We start from the raw sequence: 16,689 nt of genomic DNA on the forward strand, positions 1-16,689 counted from the left end.
GCGAGGCCCTCGGTGAACGCCACGGTCGGCATCCGCCCGCGCATGCAGCGTGACGCCCGGCGCCTGAGCGCCTCCCCCTCACGGCGGACCGCCGAGGAGGGTTGCACCCGCTGACCCGCGGGCGTTACCTGGAAGTACCGGCGGTGAAGCGAGCGCACGGGCCACGGCACAGTCCGAGGGCCTCGCCTTCGCGTGGCCCCGGCAGCGGCCTGTCCTCGCTGCCGTCTTCCAGCGCTCGACGCGGAGGTGACACAGGTGAAAGCCGTTGTCTACGAAAGGCCCTTCAGCGTCACGGTGAAGGACGTCGACGATCCGCAGATCCAGCACCCCAACGACGTGCTCGTACGGGTCACGTCGTCCGCGATCTGCGGATCCGACCTGCACATGTACGAGGGGCGCACGGCGGCCGAGCCGGGCATCGTCTTCGGACACGAGAACCTCGGCGTCATCGAAGAGGTCGGCGACGGTGTGGCCACCCTCTCCGTGGGCGACCGGGTCGTGATGCCCTTCAACGTCGCGTGCGGATTCTGCAAGAACTGCCTCGCCGGAGAGACGGGATTCTGCCTGACGGTCAATCCCGGATTTGCCGGCGGGGCGTACGGATACGTGGCCATGGGCCCCTACAAGGGCGGCCAGGCGGAGCGGCTGCGGGTGCCCTTCGCCGACTTCAACTGCCTGAAACTGCCACCGGGAGACGAGTTCGAGACCGACTTCGTACTGCTCGCCGACATCTTCCCGACCGGCTACCACGGCTGCGAACTCGCCCAGGTCTCGCCCGGCGAGACCGTGGCCGTCTACGGCGCCGGACCGGTGGGCCTCATGGCCGCCTACTCGGCGCTGGTGCGCGGCGCGGCCAAGGTGTTCTCGGTCGACCGGGTGCCCGAGCGGCTCGCCAAGGCGGAGGAGATCGGGGCCATCCCCATCGACTTCACCAAGGGAGACCCGGCGCAGCAGATCAAGGAACAGACGAACGGAGAGGGTACCGACAAGGGAGTGGACGCCGTCGGCTACCAGGCCCAGGCTCACGACACCAGCCACGAGGAACCCGCCATCGTCCTCAACGAGCTGGTCGAGACGGTGCGGGCGACCGGCAGGCTCGGCATACCGGGCCTGTACGTGCCCTCCGACCCGGGCGGGCCCGACGAGCACGCCAAGCACGGCCAGCTTCTGGTCTCGATCGGGAGGATGTTCGAGAAGGGCCAGAAGATGGGGACGGGCCAGTGCAACGTCAAGCGGTACAACCGCCAGCTGCGCGATCTGATCATCGCCGGGCGCGCCAAGCCCAGCTTCGTGGTCTCCCACGAACTGCCGCTGGAGGACGCTCCGCAGGCGTACGAGAAGTTCGACAAGCGCATCGAGGGCTACACCAAGGTCGTCCTGCACCCGGGCCACGCCCTCGCCGCGTGACGCGGTACCGGAGCGACCACCGCTCGCATGGGACACGGTGGCCGCTCGCCCCCGCGCCGACGACGTCGGCACCGCCCTGCGTGGGCTGACGGCGAGGGGGCCGTCCACCGGGGACGCCGGGGGCCGCGCCTGCGTGCGCCGCCGCCCCGGGCGCCGCCTCGGAACCGGCCCCGCGTACCGAGAAGGGATCGTACCGAGATGGGATCGTCTCCCCGCTCCCGACCTGACGGGAGCGGGGAGCGGCCGTCGGCGGGTCTGGGACCATGGCCTGGTGGACGGGAATCCGGCTTACGGCGGGGCCGTACCGGTGGACGCGCTCGCGGTGCGGCCGACGGCCCGGACAGCGGTGGCCTGGCTGCCGCCGGCAGAGCTGTGGCCGGCGATCCAGGACATCCGCTGGGAGCACGATCCACAGGTACGACGGTGGCCGCCGCACGTGAACCTGCTGTTCGGGTTCGTGCCGGAGGAGGAGTTCACCCGGGCCGTACCGCTGCTTCGCGCCGCCGCGGCCCGGAGCGCGGCGTTCACGGCGCGTCTGGCGGGAGTGCGCTCCTTCCGGCACCGGCACTACGCCACGGTGTGGCTCGATCCGGCCGCGGCGGGATCCGCGCCGTGGGCGCGTCTCCACCGGGAGCTGGAGCTGCGGTTCCCGCTGTGCCGGGGACGCGGCGGGCGCTTCACCCCGCATCTGTCCCTCGGCCGCACCCACGACCCCGGGCGCCTGGCCGCCGAGTGCGCCGTCCGGCTCGGCGCGCTGTCGGCGGTGGTCGAGGAGGTGGTCGTACTCTCCCGGCGCGAGGAGGGGCCCATGCGGCCCCGGGCGGTGATCGGTCTGGGCACGGGCGAGGTCCGCCCTCCGCGGGAGTATCCGGACTGACCTCGGGCCGCCCCTGCCGCGGCCCGGCGCCTGTCCCGGCCCTGACCCCTGCCCCCTGCCTCTGCGTCTGCGTCTGCCCTGCCCCTGCCCCTGCCCCTGCCCCTGCCCCTGCCCGGTATTACCGCCGTCGTGGCACCGCGCGGCCCCGGGCGGACAGGCGACGGGCGACGCAGTCCTTGATGGCGGGGATGATCGCGGTCATCTCCGGTCGCCAGCCCGGTACGGCGTTGACCTCGCAGACGCTGTAGGTGTCCGGGGAGGCGAACAGCAGGTCCACCCCGGCGATGTCCAGGCCGAGAACGCCTGCCGCGCGCACCGCGAGTTCCTCCGCCCCCGGGTAGCGGCCGGTGCACAGGGTGGCGGAGCCGCCTTTGGCGATGTTGGCGGCGAGGGTGCCGTTGCCGGAGGTGTGCAGCACCGCGTCCACCGGTTCACCGTCGACCACGACCACCCGGAGCGTGCGGCCGTGCGAGGGGGCCACGTGCTCCTGGAAGAGGAACGGCGTGTCCTGCGTGAGGCTGCCCGCCACCTCCCGGAGCAGGTGCGGGTCGGGGGCGAGGAAGACCTGCCCGCCCTTCGCGCCGGCGACCGACTTCACCACGCACGGCGTGTCCAGGTGGGGGCTGCGGACGACGCCCTCCAAGGGGGCGGTCGCGTAGGTGAGGGTGTCGGGCACCGGCAGCCCGGCCAGGGCGAGTTCCTGCAACTGCCAGATCTTGTTCCGGGACTTGAGCTGGGCGTCGAAGGTGTTGACGAGGGTGCTGCCCATGCGGGTGAGGTGCCGTAGCAGGGTCACCTCGCGGTCGTGGTGCATGGGGCCGGCGACCTGGCGCACGCACACCACCTCGGGAGCGGGCAGCTGTGTGCCGCCCAGGGTCTGGAGCGTCAGCCGCCCGCCCCGCACCCCGAAGAGCAGCTCGTCGGTGTGCCAGACAGCAAAGCGTGGGCCATAGGTGCCGGTGAGCGCCGCCGCCAGTTCCTGAGTGGACCGGCGCAGCACAGCCGGCCGGTGCCGCACCAGCATCCACACGTCGGCGGGTGCCGGAACCCCCGGCAGGGCACGGTGCTGATCGACCACGCTGGCTCCTCGCCTTTTCGCCGCCCACCACCCGCGGGCCGTCGGCGAGGCAAGTCTCGCAGTTCCGTGATCACGCTGTCACGGGCTGTGGAACGCGACATGTGTCCACGGACGGACGAGGACCCGGGGCACCACGGCGGCCGGGCACCGGACCGTGCCGGTGGCCGTGTCCGGTGCCCGGCCGCCGGGCCCGGGTCAGTTCAGCGGAGCGGGTGCCGGGGTGCCGTAGAAGGTGACCGGCGGCCAGCCCTTGGAGACGGCGAAGTCGCTGAGCAGTCTGGCGATTTCCTGAGGAGTGATGGCGTTGGCCGCCGGAGCCTCCTCCGTCGTGACGCTGAACTTGATCTGCAGTTCGTAGGGCATGTCCCTGTCGGCGTTCAGCGACGCCACACCGTCAAAGAGCGTCCCCCGGGGGAAGTCGGCCGCCGCGGTCTCCGTCTCGGCCTGCGCCGTCTCGGCCTGCGCCGCCTGGGCCTGCGCCGCCTGGGCCTGCGGCGCCGAGACCGTCCCGCCGATCATCGCGCCCGCCGCGGTCGTCCCGGAGTATCCGAGCAGGGATCGCCTCGAAATGCTGGTCACGCTTCCCCCTTTTCCGCCGGCCATACGGGTGTCTCCCATGGCCACCGCTTGATCGTAAGCACATTCGACGGGGGCGGGGGCTGAACGATGTCATCCGCTTCACGGCCGGCGGCTGAAGTCCCCCGACCGGCAGACCCTGGGCCGCTCGTCATCCTCTGTGGACCGACAGCCGACGGCCGCTCGTCCCGTCGGTCACCGTCCTCGCTCCCAAGGCCGTGTCCAGGACCGCCCGGACCGGGCCGAGCCTGGAATCGGCCGGGCAGACGACGTCCGGTTCCGTCCGGGTGGTGATCCGCACGGTGAGGGAGACGGTTCCGGTGGTCTCGGAAGCCTCCAGCCGAGGGGTCTCGTCGCACCCGCCCGACTCCACCATGACGGTGAGGGTACGGTCATCGGCGCCCACGCCCACCGACCGGGTGATCGCCTCCTTCCTCGTGACGGTTTTCGCTCCGGCCCCTGCTCCCCACGCCGAACATCCCGTCAGGGCCACCAGGGCCGTGACGATCACTGACACAACACGACGGTCACACATTTGGGTATTCACAGCAGATCGACGCCGTGAGGCCCCGATTCGTTCATCCCGCCGCCGGATGTCGTCGATCCGGGCGTTGGCCGCCCACCGCACCGCTTCGCACACGAGGCGGCAACCGAAGCAGTGGCCGGCGAGAGGGAGGTCCGCTCCTCGCCGCAGGAGCCGGACGTCAGGACGTGACGTGTGACCGCCCGGCCGAGTCCTGATCCGTCAGGAAGGCGGCCAGCGCCTCCGCCGTCTCCTCAGGCGCTTCGACCTGCGGATAGTGGCCGACGCCGGTCAGTACGGTGAAGGCGGCGCCGGGGCGTCGGCGGCGCAGGCGCTCCAGGACGTGGGCTCCGCTGACGGGGTCCTCGGGGCCCCAGACGAACAGGAGCGGGCCCTCGTACCGTTCGAGGGAGCCGGTCCAGCGGTCGAAGTGGACACGGCGGTCGTCGATGTACCGGAGCAGACGCGGGGCCAGGTGATGGCCGTTCTCGTGGGCGACGGACGTCCACATGTCGTGCAGAACCTCGTCCGGGACGGGCCTGCCCAGGACGCTGCGCAGGTTCACGGTGAACCGCTTCTCGTCGGTGAGCCGGGCCAGCAGCGGTCCGACGCGGCTGTGCAGGAGTCGCTGCATCAGGATCGGGCGGTGGAGGTCGGCGTAGAGGCCGCCGTTCAGCAGGGCGGTGCGGGTGATGCGGCCGGGGTCGCGCGCGAGCAGCTCCTGGGCGACGGAGACGCCGTAGTCATGGGCGACCAGCGCGGTCTCACCGACACCCAGATGCTCCCAGAGGGCCTCGATCAGGTCGGCCTGCTCATGGATGGAGTAGCGGTGGCGCGGCGGCTTGTCGCTCTGCCCGAATCCGAGCAGATCGGGAGTGGTCACCCGGTGTCCGGCCGCGACCAGGTGCGGGACGGTCGTCGCCCAGTCGTGGGACGAGGTGGGGAAGCCGTGCACCAGTGTCACGGGACTGCCGTCACCGTCCTGGCGGACGAACATGCGGTGCCCGTTCAGTTCGGGCCGCGTACCGCCCGCGATCCAGTCGGCGAGTTTCATCGGGGGTCTCCCATACCGTTGAGCAGAGCGGTCAGCCCGAAGTCGAACTCCTGGTCGCCGTCGGGGATGTTGAGCGGTTCGGCGAGTTCCCGTACCAGCGGGTACTGCGGCAGTCCGGCGAACAGTTCCGTCATGGCGGTCCGTTCCTCGGCGCCGCGTGCCGCGCCGCCGGTGCCCAGCAGTGCGGTGCCGATCACGAAATGCGCGACCGTCAGATAGATGTGGACCGCTCGCGAAGGTGCCCATCCGGCCCGGGTCAGCAGGCCGAGCCCGAACTCCCGTCCGCGCAGTGCGTGGGGCCCGAGCAGCTGCCCCAGGGTGAGCAGCGGCACGATCGCGGGGTGCGCGAGCAGAACCCGTCTGAACTCCCAGGCGGCCTGTTCCAGGTCGGCCCGCCAGCCTCGGCCGGTCGTCTGCGGGACCACCTCGCCGAGCACATGGTCGACGAGTTCCACCAGCAGCTCGTCCCTGCTGGCCACGTGCCGGTACAGCGAGGTGTGCCGTACGCCGATCTCCTCGGCCACCCTGCGCATGGTGAGCGCCGCGAGCCCTTCGGCGTCCACGATCTCCAGCGCCGCCCGGGTGATCCGCCCGAGTTCGAGCCCGCCCGCACGCGGCCGCTGACGCTCGCGGGCCGCGTAGCGCGCCCGCCACCATTGCGCCGATCCCGCCTTCACAGCGCAAACTATGCGTCCAATGGACGCATAACGCAAGCGTCCTGAGCGCCGGGGCGTCCACCGAGAAGGCCGTCGCCTCCCGGAGGCCACGCCCCTCCCGAAGGCCGCCCCCACCCCGGAGGCCCCCGGGCACCGTCCCGTCCCGCCCAGCAGGAACAGCCGTCGCCCGGCACCGCAGGGCGGCGAATGTTCTCGGTCGAAACCGACGCCTCGCCGGCGCTCCCACGACACCGGCGGGCAGTCCGCCCCGCCTGTTCGCACATCCGGCGCGACCGGGCCGGGCCCAGGCCCTGTCGCGCATTTCCGCTGGCGGAAAAGGGGCTCCCTCCTCCCCCCGCACGGAAGGATCTCCTCTATTTGCGCGTATGACGGACTTTCCCTTCCTTGCCACCTCACGAGAGGAATCCGGCCACGCGTCTCCGGCTCTTGTGACACCTCTTCACGCCCGCCTAGGATCCCGCTCGCTCCGCCTCCGCCACACTTTCTGCACAATTTCGCCACGCCGGTGAGGTGCTTCGTGGAACGGCCAGTGTCCCCCGCACGACCGTCCCACCAGCGGGCGGAATCAGCTGACTTCCGGCTCCTGTGGTGGGCCGGCGCGGCCGACGGAATCGGCAGCCAGGCCTCCGGCACCGTCCTCCCGCTGCTCCTCCTGGGCCTGGGCAACTCCCCCGGGACCGTCGGCCTGATCGCCGGTGCCTCCACCGCCGTCGGCCTCCTCCTCGGCCCGCTCGTCGCCCTGCCCGCCGACCGGGGCGCCCGAAAACGCGTCATGATCGGATCGGCGGCCGTCTCCGCGCTCGCCATGGGCTGCGTGGCGTTCGCCCTGGGCACCGGAAGGCCACCCCTGGGCCTCGTCCTCGCCGCCGTGCTGGTCGAACGGGTGGCGACCGCCTGCTTCGAGGCGGCCGCACGCGGGACGGTCGCGCTGGTCTGCCCGGGCCCCGAGCAGCCCCGGGCCGTCGCCCGGCTGACCGCCGCCGACCAGGGCGCGCTGATCGCCGGCCCGGCACTGGGCGGACTCCTGTACCAGGCCGCCCGCGCGTTGCCGTTCCTCGCCGACGCCCTCTCCTACGTCGTCAGCGCGCTGTGCGTGTCCGCCATGCGCGCGGACCTCACGGCGCCGGCACCGCGCGAACGCGGCGAAGGCGTGCTGCGGGAAGGCGCGGCCGGGCTGCGGCTGGTGCGTTCCTCCCCGCTGCTGCGACTGGTGCTGGTGTGGGGCACCACCGTCAACGCGGTCGTGGTGGCGCTGTACTACGGAGCCGTCTTCACCCTCCAGCGGGACGGCCGCTCCGGTGCCGTGCTGGGCCTGATCCTGGCCCTCTCCGGCGCCGCCGGACTGGTGGGCGCGCTCGCCGCACCGAACGTGGCCAAACGTTTCGGCGCCGCACGGGTCGTCACCGGCGTGACCTGGCTGCTCCTGCCGCTCGCCGTCGCGCTCGCCACCGTCACGGACGCATGGGCGTACGGAGTGCTGTTCGGCCTGGCGTGCCTGCTGATGCCGCTCGCCTCCGTCGTGCTCCAGGCCCGTGCCGTGCAGGCCACCGCTCCCGCGCTCCAGGCCCGCACCGGCGCCGTCCTGGCCACCGCGACCACGGGTGCCTCCGCCCTGGCTCCCGTGCTGGCCGGCGTGCTCGCCGACCGGGTCTCCCCCGCCGCGCCCGCGGTCTTCTGCGGTGTGCTGCTCGGTCTGCTCGCGGCCCACGGTTCCCGGCGCCCGGTGCGGGGTGTCCTCACGGCGGGGGCCGCCGGATGAGCGACGGCTACCAGGTGTACCGGGCCGCCCTGCCGGATGTCTGCGCGGCGGATCCGGCCAGGATGGTCCTCACCGCGGACGCCGAGGGCCGGTGCGAGGTGTTCACCTGGGACGCCGTCGCCCGTCGCGCCCGGCAGGTCACCCGGCGCCCCCTGGGCACCCTGCACGGTGCCATCGACCGGGACGCGCACGTGTGGTGGTTCGACGAGGACGAACACGGTTCGGGGAACTGGTGGTTCCAGCCCTTCACCGGCGGCCCCGACCGTCCCGGGCTGACGAACGTCCCGCCCGGGCTCCCGCGCGGTCTCGCGGTGAGCGACCACGGCACCGTCGCCGTCGCGGCCGGGGACGGTGACGCCACCACCGTCCACGTGGGCCCCCGCGGCGGCACCGGCCGCGCGGTGGCCCGGATCCCGGGCCACGTCACGCTCACCGGCATCACTCCCGGGGGCCGGCTGCTCGCCCTCGCCGGCGCGGGAGCCGTCCGCGTGCTCGACCGCGAGGGTGTCCCACGGGCCGTGCTGCCCGGCGGCGGTGACTCCGGCCGGCTGTGGTCCCTGGGGTTCGCGCCCACCGCGGACGGCGAGGAACTCCTCCTCGTCCGCGAGTACGACGACCGGTACGTCCTGGCGTCCTGGCGGCCCGCCACCGGCCTGATCACCCACGACTGGTGTGCCTTCGACACGGAGATCACGGCCCGCTGGGACGGCGACGGCCGGTCCGTCCTGGTCCGCCAGGACCGCCACGGCCGCTCCACGCTGCACCGCGCCGACCTCGCCGCGCGGACGCTCACCCCCGTACCCACCCCGGCGGGCACCGTGCTGGACGCCGCCCTCCGGCCCGGCGGGGACCTGCACTACCTCTGGACAGCCGCCGGCGACCCGCCCCGGCTGTGTTCCACCCGGGGCACCGCCCTGCCCGTGCTGCCCACGCTTCCCGACCGGTTCCCCGGTACCCACCAGGACGTGTGGACACCGGGACCGGACGGACCCGTGCACACTCTGCTCAGCCTGCCCGACGAACCGCGCGGTCCGGCTCCGGCGGTGTTCCTGGTGCACGGCGGGCCCGGCGACCACGACCGGGACGCCTACGACGGCGTCGTCCACTCCCTGGTCGCCTCCGGGTTCGCCGTCGCCCGCGTCAACTACCGCGGCTCCACCGGCTACGGACCGCGCTGGCGGCGCGCCTTCCGGGACGGGGTCGGACTGACCCAGGTCGGGGATCTGGCATCGGTGCGTGCCGACCTGGTCGCCCGGGGACTGATCCGCGCGGACGCCGTCGGCCTGTGGGGCACCTCCTGGGGCGGCTACCTGGTCCTGCTCGCCCTGGGCACCCGGCCCGGACTGTGGCAGGCCGGGGTCGCGGTCAAGCCGGTCGCCGACTGCGTGGCTGCCCACCGCACCACCACTTCGGCGCTGCGCGCTCTGGACGAACGCCTCTTCGGCGGCACGCCCGAGCAGGTGCCCGAGCGCTACGCGCGCAGTTCGCCGATCCACTACGCCGCCGCGGTCCGCGCCCCGCTGCTGGTGGCGGCGGCCACGCGTGACGCCAAATGCCCGCCCGGCCAGGTCCGCGGCTACCTCGCCGCACTGCGCGCCGCCGGTGTCCGGCACGAGGCGCTGTGGCTCGACTCCGGCCACGACGGCTACGACGGCTACGACCACGTCACCGTGCTGCGCCGGGCCGTGGTCTTCCTCGACCGGGCACTGCGCGCCCCTGGCGGACGCCACCCCCAGACGCCCCGCTCCGACCGGAGCGGGGAGCACCACACCGCCGTACACACCACGGAGAGGAGAACGACCCATGCAGAAGGACGTCATTCACAACGACCCGCTCGCGGGTGACGAGGAGAACCGCAAGCCGAGCGTCGGCATCACCGTCACCGTCCCGTTCCGCAACGCCGAGGACGCGGAAGAGGACTGACCCCTGCCGGCCGGCCCGGTACCACTCCGGGCCGGCCGGTACCCGATTCTCCGAGGAGCCGACATGCGTGTCCTGTTGGTCAACATGCCCTGGTCGCCCATCGACCTGCCGTCCCTCGCCCTGGGAATCCTCAAACGGAGCGTGGACGAGCGCGTGCCCGGCGCCGAGGCCGAGGTGCTGCACGCCAATCTCGAATTCACCGACTGGATCACCGCACGCACCGAATTCACCGGTGACGACTACGAGTACTACTCACTTTCCTCCTATTTCATGGGCTGCGGCGACTGGGTGTTCTCCTCGGCCCTGTACGACGATCCGCACTGGCGCGAGGAGGAGTTCACCGCGGTGATGCGCGGGAAACTCAAGAAGTCGCGTATGGCCATGACGCACGCGCTGCACCGGGTGGCGCCGGAGTTCGTCGACGAGATCGCGCGGCGGATCGTCGCGCACGCACCCGACGTCGTCGGCTTCACCTCCACCTTCCAGCAGAACGCCGCGGCGCTGGCCGCGGCCCGGCGGGTCAAGCAGCTCGCCCCGCACATCGTCACCGTGATCGGCGGAGCCAACTGCGACGGGGCGCAGGGCGCCGCCGTGCACCGCAACTTCCCCTTCGTCGACCACGTCGTACGAGGAGAGGGCGAGGCGGCCTTCCCGCGGTTGCTGACCGCCCTCACCGACGGCTCGGACCTCGCGGAGGTGCCCGGCCTGTGCCACCGGGGCCCCGAGGGGGAGAGCGTCGCCAACGCGATGGCCACCCGTCCGCTGCCGCCCGCCGCGATCCTGCCGCCCGACTACAGCGGCTACTTCGAGCGTCTCGCCGCCTCCGCCGCCCGCCACTGGGTCGAGCCCAAGCTGGTCGTCGAGGGCGCCCGCGGCTGCTGGTGGGGCGAGAAGCACCACTGCACCTTCTGCGGGCTCAACGGCTCGTTCATGGAGTTCCGTTCCAAGAGCCCGGACACCTTCTACCAGGAGATCATCGAACTGGCCCGCCGCCACCGGGTCCTGGACATGTACGTCGTCGACAACATCCTCGACATGGGCTACCTGTCGACCGTGCTGCCCCGGATCATCGACAGCGAGTACGACCTGCGGCTGCACATCGAGATCAAGGCAAACATGCGCCGCCCCCAGCTCCGCACCCTCGCCGACGCGGGGATGATCTACGTCCAGCCCGGCATCGAATCGCTCAACCACCGGGTGCTGGACCTGATGGACAAGGGCGTCAGCGGCTGCCAGAACGTCCGGATGCTCCGGGACGGAGCCGAGACCGGACTGTCCGTCGCCTGGAACTACCTCCACGGCTTCCCCGGCGAGACCGCCCAGGACTACGACCCGGTGATCGCCCAGATACCGGCGCTGGAACACCTCGACCCGCCCGTCGACCTGTCGGCCCGGATCGCCATCGAACGCTTCAGCCCGTACTTCGAGCGCCCCGAACTCGGCTTCACCGGCCTCAGGCCCGAGGAGCACTACCGCTTCACCTACGACCTGCCGGAGGAGGAGCTGTACGACCTCGCGTACGTCTTCGAGGCACCGGCGCGGGGCATCGGCGAACCGACCGTCACCGCGCTCAACGACGCCCTGGCCGCGTGGAAGAAGCACCACGCCGACGCCCGGCTGACTCACACCGATCTGGGCGACCGGATCGTCCTGGTCTCCCGGCGCCGCGCCTTCGAGTGGCGGACGACCGAGCTGACCGACCCCTTCGAACTGGTCGCCTTCCGCCTTCTCGACCAGCCGCACAGCGTCGCCGCCCTCACCCGGAAGGCCGCGGGCAAGGTCGCCGGAGCCGCCCTCGACGAGGCCGCCGTGCAGCGTCTCCTCGACGTGTGGGTCTCGCTCGGGATCGTCTTCACCGACGGCGGGCAGTACGTGCACATCGCCCCGGCCGCCGTCAACGAGGACCTGCTACGGCTCGACTTCATGCGCCACACCCACGCGGCACGGTCCGCCCCCGCCGAGCCCGTCCACGCGTGACCGCGCCCCGAGGAGGAGTACGCCCATGAGCACATCGAGCACCATGAGCCCGCCCAGCGTCCTCGCCTGGCGCGACTACGACCCCGCCGCCTGCGCACTGCCCGGCATGTTCCTGGGCGAACTCGCCCTCCCCGGCCCGCTGGAGGGCGAGAGCGAGCGGCTGTGGCAGCTCGGCGCACGGCGCGTACGGCTGGGCGCCACCGTGGACCTCACCGCCGGTGCGGACGCCGAGCGGGCCGCCGAGGCGGTGGCGGCGCTGAGCCTGGTGCGCGACCTGACCGCGCGCGCCGTCCTGGTCGAGTGGGAGGTGCGTCTTGCGCCGGCGCCGGCCGAAGCCTGGCAGGTCCTCAGCCACCTTCAGCCGCCCCGGCACCTCGAAGGGCCCGCCGGGGCCGGCGAGACCCTGCGCGCCTGGCAGCAGGGCCACTACCTGTGCAAGTGCCTGTGGCGCAAGGGCCCCGGCTTCGTGCAGATCCGGGACCGCCGCTGGGGGGAGCTGCGCCGGTTCACCGCCGACGAGCCGCACTACGAGGACACGATCGAGCGGCTGGCGTACGGGGCGCCGGCGGATTCCGTGCCGGCGGCCGTCCTCGAGGACTTCCGGAGCGAGAAGCTCGTCCTCGACGTCGGACCGCTGGCCTGGTGGGTGCCGTACCGGATCAGCCGCTGGCTCCAGGAGCCGATGACCATCTGACCGCCGAGGCCGCGACGCGCCGTCGGCGGCTTTCGTCACGCGGACCGGGGCCGGCCAAGGGTGCGACCCCGGCCGGCTGTCGCCAAGAGGTGCTGTCCGTCAGCAGGTACGGCCCGCGTAGTGGGCGCCCTGGATCCGGTCGGCGGAGCCGAGCCAGGTCCGGCCCGGGCCGACACAGCGCTCGTAGTCGGGGGCCAGCGCCACCTCGACCTTGATCACCACGTGGGAGCCGTCGGACGTGCAGTGGTTGTAGTAGGCGTCGGAGCCGGTCTCGTAGAACCCGCACGGATCCGCGGCCGCCGGCGTCGCCGTGGCGGTGCCGGCACCGAGGAGTCCGAGTGCGAGGGAGACGGTACCGAGGGCACTGGTCAGCAGGCGGCGAACGTACACGGCGAACTCCTCGTGACAAGCGGGGGGAAGGAACGGCGTCCCCGGCGGAGCGTGGGCGCGCGGCCGGGCACGGGCCCATGATCACGGATCACCGATGCGGAATCCGCCGTCTGCCGTTCGCTGTCACCCGCCGAATCATTTCCTCGGTACGCCGAACGGATCACCCCTGTGGACGGGCGCCCCGGACTGCGGTACGGCACCGCGCCGGCAGGCAATCCGAAAAGGCGTCGCGGCCGTATCAGGAGTAGGGCCGCGGCCATGCCGATCCGCGCTGCGGCCGTTCGTCCCGTGCCGCCAGAGTCGCGCGAGACGAGGAGAGGAAGGGTGCATCCATCATGCGAGCACAGCACGTACGGCGGGTCGTCGCGGCTTCCGCGGCCGGCATGGTGATGGCCGGCGCAGCGGCGGTCGGTGCGGCGGGCACGGCCGCGGCCGCGGCTCCCGCCGTGCACACCACTCAGGCCACCACCGGTGGCTGCTGGGGCCACGACGACTGGCGCTGCTTCGACCACGGTGGCTTCCGTTTCGGTCACGACCGCTTCGATCACGATGGCTTCCGCTTCGGCCACCACTTCGATCACGATGGCTTCCGCTTCGGCCACCACTTCGATCACCGATTCGACCGCGGGCCCTTCGTGATCATCGTGCTCCAGTAGTGGCCGCGGCGGACACAGAGGGGCGCGCCCGTCGAGCGGCGCGCCCCGTGCCGTGCGGAGCACTCGGCGCACCGGCATCGGCCGCTGCCGCCCGGCCGTGGCGCAGGGCGCGAGAGAGACGGCGGAGAGCTGCGCTCGACGCCGGTCGTCCCCGGTCTTCACCCTCACCCCGAGCACGGCCCGCATCGTTTCGCCGAAGTCGTGGACCGTGACGACGCCGGCCGCCCCTCACACCCGGCGCAGGACGACGAGGAGCACCAGGAGCACCGTGGCGCCCGCACTCGTGCCGTGCGCGACGACGGCGGTGAGCGGGAAGTGCCGCTCGGCGGTGGCGGCGCCGTGCGCATGACGACCGGAGCTGGGCAGCCAGCGCAGCAGCATCATGAAGCCGAACGCGGCCACGATCAGGACGACCGCGCAGGCCGCCCAGGCGGAGCTCCTGACGCCGCCCAGCAGGTACGCGCTCCAGGCGGCGAGTCCGGCCACGGCGAGCGCCACATGGCCGACGACCAGCCACAGCGGCAGCCGCGTCACGCCCGGGGTGCGCTGCCGCAGTCCGCCGTGCCGGATCCACACAAGGGCGAGGTAGCCGCCCAGGACCGCCGTCAGCAGCCAAGCGCACAGAACGAAGACACGCATCCGCCTTACCCCCTGCCCCGTGTCCGGCCGGCCCTGTCCCGTCAGGGCTGCGCGCCCCAGGACACCGCACACCACGGGACGAGCCCGGACATCCATCCGCTGATTCGCCCGTAGGTGTGAATGGTGGGGCGAATCGCGTGCGCTTCGGCCCGGGCCCTGTCGGCCGCGGCCGCCACCTTCCTCCGATGTGCGAGGACACCGCTGTTGCGGAAGCATCGGTAGGGGCGGTTCCCACGCTGCGACGACGCGCAGGTGGACTCACCGCCGACCGGCGGACCGACGCCTTTCCAGGCTGGGGGAAGCGCTCGTTTCGGCGTCCGTACCGGAGAACTCACATGACGAAGCGCAACTCGGGTCGGCCTTCGGCCCTCCTGCGGCAGCCGGCCCAGCGGACCCTTGAGCAACGGGTGACCGCTGGTGACTGCGGGCTGTTGCTGCTCAGGCTGACCTTCGGACTGTTCATGGCCGGTCACGGCTCACAGAAGCTGTTCGGGCTGTTCGGCGGCCCGGGTCTGACGGCGACCGGCAAGGGATTCGACGCCCTGGGCTACCGCCCGGGGAAGGTCTACGCCGTGATCTGCGGCCTGTCCGAGTTCCTCGGTGGTCTGGGCCTGGCCGTCGGACTGCTCACGCCGCTGGCGGCCGCCGCGCTGATCGGGGTGATGATCAATGCCATGGCCACCGTCACCGGTGCCCATGGCCTGTGGGACACGGACGGTGGCGTGGAGTACAACGTCGCGATCGCCGTCGTCGCCCTCGCCGTCGCCGCCATCGGCCCGGGCCGGCTGGCGATCGACCGGTTCTTCCGCTGGGGCGAAGGCGGCTGGGCTCCGGCCGCCGTCGCCCTGGGGCTGGGCGGCATCGCCGCCGCGATCGCGCTGACCCTGTGACCCGCCCGAGCCGTTCCGGCCGGAGCGGCGGCCGGCGACGGTGCGGAGGTCACCTGCCGTACCGGTGCCGGGGCAGGCGTACGCGAGGCCGGCCTGCTCGGCCGCCGCGGCCGAGGGCCTGACGGATCGACGTCCCCGGCACGTCGATGCCGATGCGCTCCTCCGCATAGGCGCGGGCCAGTGCGTGCAGGCGGAACCGTCCGGGTTGCGTCTCCGTCAGGAGATGGGTCGCGGACAGCGCGTCGAGATGTTCCCGCACGGTGTGCTCGTGCTCACCCGCGAGAGCCACGGCACCGGCGATGTCCGTACGGCCCGAGGGGTGAAGGGCCAGGAGGCGCAGCAACTTCCTTGCTCCCGGGGTCGTTCGGGCGTCGGAGGCGGCCAGCGCTCGGCGCACGCCGTCCTCCAGGGCGAGGGACACCACGGCTTCCCGGTCGTAGTCGTCGAGTGTCCAACCGGGGTGCTGCCGCATGTGGCGGCCGATGACGGTCAGCGCCAGGGGAAGGTGTCCGAGGTCGTCGGCGATCCGCCGAAGCGCGCCGGTGTCCGTGGCGACGGCATCCGTCCCTGCGGTGCGCCGCAGGAGGTCCACCGAGTCGGCCGGTGCCAGGGGTCCGACGGTGCGGCGGGTGGCCTCGGGGAGGTCACGCAGCACACGGCGGCTGGTGATCAGGGTGCTGGATCCCGGGCCCCCGGGAAGCAGGGGCCGGACCTGCTCGGCGTCCGCCGCGTCGTCCAGCACGACGAACGCGTCCGCACGGGCCAGGTGTTGCCGGTAGAGGGAGGTCCGGGCCTCTCTGCCGTGCGGGATGCGGTCCCCGGTGACGCCCAGCAGGCGCAGGAACGTCTCCAGCACCGCCGCGGGGTCGGCGGCCGGACGGTCCGGTGCGAAGCCGCGCAGGTTGGCGAAGAGCACGGGGGCGCCGGCGTGCGTCCGGGCGCGTGCCCGGCGGGCCACGTGCAGGGCCAGCGAGGTCTTTCCCGCCCCTGCGGCCCCTTCCAGCACCACCACGCCCGGCCCTCCTTCGGCCGCGAGAGCGGCTTCGGTGCCGGACACCGACCGGGACCGGCCGACGAGCGGGGACTGCCCCGCGGGCAGCCGGTCATAGGCGCAGACACGGGCGGACGCCTCGGCCTCGCCGAGGACCGTGCGCAGCGCCTGCCGCCACATGGCGACGGCCGCCTCGTCGCCGACGAGGACCCGGACGACGGCCAGCAGCAGGTCGGAGTTCGGGCGCCGGCGTCCGAACCGGAAGCAGTCGCCGATGGTCGAGCGCGCCGGCCACTCGCCGCGCGGGCGGCCGGCGCGCTGCCAGTCCTGGTGCACGCGGCGGGTGATCTCGGTGATCGAGGGGTTGCCCGCCCACGCCTTCAGCAGCCGCAGCTCGGCGACGAACTCGTCCATGGTGCGGGCCTTGCCCGGATCCAGCAGCTGCGGCACGAACGTCCTCCCCCTGGGCCCTGAGCCACGACGAACTTGGAACGGTCGTTTCAAGTTAGCGGACGGAGGGCCTCGGCTGTCAAGGGAAAAGAGCCCGGCCCGGCGCTGTCGCACCGGGCCGGGCTCGT

Annotated in this window: 16 protein-coding genes; 8 read left to right on the forward strand and 8 right to left on the reverse strand. The window is 72.6% G+C overall.

The features are described from left to right. The first annotated feature begins 255 nt into the window (after positions 1-255). Together JK361_RS36465 and JK361_RS36470 are read left to right on the forward strand one after the other, a co-directional pair. A complete protein-coding gene (locus JK361_RS36465; RefSeq protein WP_201826642.1) occupies positions 256-1,407 on the forward strand; it encodes a glutathione-independent formaldehyde dehydrogenase in 1,152 nt (383 codons plus the stop codon). Positions 1,408-1,678: 271 nt separating this feature from the next. Continuing rightward, positions 1,679-2,284 carry a 2'-5' RNA ligase family protein gene (locus JK361_RS36470; RefSeq protein ID WP_201826644.1) on the forward strand — a complete coding sequence of 202 codons (606 nt, stop codon included), beginning with the start codon at positions 1,679-1,681 and terminating at the stop codon, positions 2,282-2,284. A gap of 118 nt (positions 2,285-2,402) precedes the next feature. On the opposite strand, the gene JK361_RS36475 is transcribed toward JK361_RS36470, so the two are convergent. The 5 genes from JK361_RS36475 to JK361_RS42490 form a co-directional block, all read right to left on the reverse strand. Continuing rightward, positions 2,403-3,362 carry a RimK family alpha-L-glutamate ligase gene (locus JK361_RS36475; protein WP_307787415.1) on the reverse strand — a complete coding sequence of 320 codons (960 nt, stop codon included), beginning with the start codon at positions 3,360-3,362 and terminating at the stop codon, positions 2,403-2,405. A gap of 195 nt (positions 3,363-3,557) precedes the next feature. Continuing rightward, positions 3,558-3,941, reverse strand: a complete 384-nt coding sequence (locus JK361_RS36480) for a twin-arginine translocation signal domain-containing protein (protein WP_201826646.1) — start codon at positions 3,939-3,941, stop codon at positions 3,558-3,560. Between the two features lie 148 nt (positions 3,942-4,089). Continuing rightward, positions 4,090-4,314, reverse strand: a complete 225-nt coding sequence (locus JK361_RS36485; RefSeq protein ID WP_201826648.1) for a hypothetical protein — start codon at positions 4,312-4,314, stop codon at positions 4,090-4,092. A gap of 328 nt (positions 4,315-4,642) precedes the next feature. Then, positions 4,643-5,515, reverse strand: a complete 873-nt coding sequence (locus JK361_RS36490; protein WP_201826650.1) for an alpha/beta fold hydrolase — start codon at positions 5,513-5,515, stop codon at positions 4,643-4,645. Next, entirely contained in the window at positions 5,512-6,192 is a 681-nt protein-coding gene (locus JK361_RS42490; RefSeq protein ID WP_201826652.1) for a TetR/AcrR family transcriptional regulator C-terminal domain-containing protein, read from the reverse strand. Before JK361_RS42490 ends, JK361_RS36490 begins: the two co-directional genes overlap by 4 nt. Before the next feature lie 529 nt (positions 6,193-6,721). Between JK361_RS42490 and JK361_RS36500 the strand changes: the two genes are divergently transcribed. The 4 genes from JK361_RS36500 to JK361_RS36515 all read left to right on the forward strand — a co-directional run bounded on the left by JK361_RS36500 (position 6,722) and on the right by JK361_RS36515 (position 12,545). After that, positions 6,722-7,951 (forward strand): MFS transporter, encoded by a 1,230-nt coding sequence (locus JK361_RS36500; protein ID WP_307787416.1) that lies wholly within the window; start codon positions 6,722-6,724, stop codon positions 7,949-7,951. Next, entirely contained in the window at positions 7,948-9,795 is a 1,848-nt protein-coding gene (locus JK361_RS36505; RefSeq protein WP_201826656.1) for a S9 family peptidase, read from the forward strand. The genes JK361_RS36500 and JK361_RS36505 overlap by 4 nt, the downstream gene beginning before the upstream one ends. A 142-nt stretch (positions 9,796-9,937) precedes the next feature. Then, the gene (locus JK361_RS36510; protein WP_201826658.1) at positions 9,938-11,851 is read left to right on the forward strand and encodes a RiPP maturation radical SAM C-methyltransferase; all 1,914 of its coding nucleotides are present in this window, start codon (positions 9,938-9,940) and stop codon (positions 11,849-11,851) included. A gap of 25 nt (positions 11,852-11,876) precedes the next feature. After that, positions 11,877-12,545, forward strand: a complete 669-nt coding sequence (locus JK361_RS36515) for a DUF5825 family protein (protein ID WP_201826660.1) — start codon at positions 11,877-11,879, stop codon at positions 12,543-12,545. A 99-nt stretch (positions 12,546-12,644) separates the two neighbouring features. On the opposite strand, the gene JK361_RS36520 is transcribed toward JK361_RS36515, so the two are convergent. Then, positions 12,645-12,935 carry a DUF6355 family natural product biosynthesis protein gene (locus JK361_RS36520; protein WP_201826662.1) on the reverse strand — a complete coding sequence of 97 codons (291 nt, stop codon included), beginning with the start codon at positions 12,933-12,935 and terminating at the stop codon, positions 12,645-12,647. Positions 12,936-13,270: 335 nt separating this feature from the next. Between JK361_RS36520 and JK361_RS36525 the strand changes: the two genes are divergently transcribed. Continuing rightward, complete coding sequence (locus JK361_RS36525; RefSeq protein WP_201826664.1) at positions 13,271-13,591, forward strand: hypothetical protein; 321 nt, start codon at positions 13,271-13,273, stop codon at positions 13,589-13,591. Positions 13,592-13,819: 228 nt separating this feature from the next. On the opposite strand, the gene JK361_RS36530 is transcribed toward JK361_RS36525, so the two are convergent. Beyond that, positions 13,820-14,230, reverse strand: coding sequence for a hypothetical protein (locus JK361_RS36530; RefSeq protein ID WP_201826666.1), 411 nt, complete (start codon positions 14,228-14,230; stop codon positions 13,820-13,822). Between the two features lie 335 nt (positions 14,231-14,565). Here JK361_RS36530 and JK361_RS36535 point away from each other — a divergent pair, with 335 nt between their 5' ends. Continuing rightward, positions 14,566-15,120 carry a DoxX family membrane protein gene (locus JK361_RS36535; protein ID WP_201826668.1) on the forward strand — a complete coding sequence of 185 codons (555 nt, stop codon included), beginning with the start codon at positions 14,566-14,568 and terminating at the stop codon, positions 15,118-15,120. A 49-nt stretch (positions 15,121-15,169) separates the two neighbouring features. Here the strand turns inward: JK361_RS36535 and JK361_RS36540 are convergent, their stop codons facing one another. Further along, positions 15,170-16,561: an ATP-binding protein gene (locus tag JK361_RS36540; RefSeq protein WP_201826670.1), complete on the reverse strand. Its 1,392-nt coding sequence runs from the start codon at positions 16,559-16,561 to the stop codon at positions 15,170-15,172. Positions 16,562-16,689: the final 128 nt, after the last annotated feature.

The sequence above is a fragment of the Streptomyces musisoli genome (genome assembly GCF_016741855.1).
GTDB classification, from domain to species: domain Bacteria; phylum Actinomycetota; class Actinomycetes; order Streptomycetales; family Streptomycetaceae; genus Streptomyces; species Streptomyces musisoli.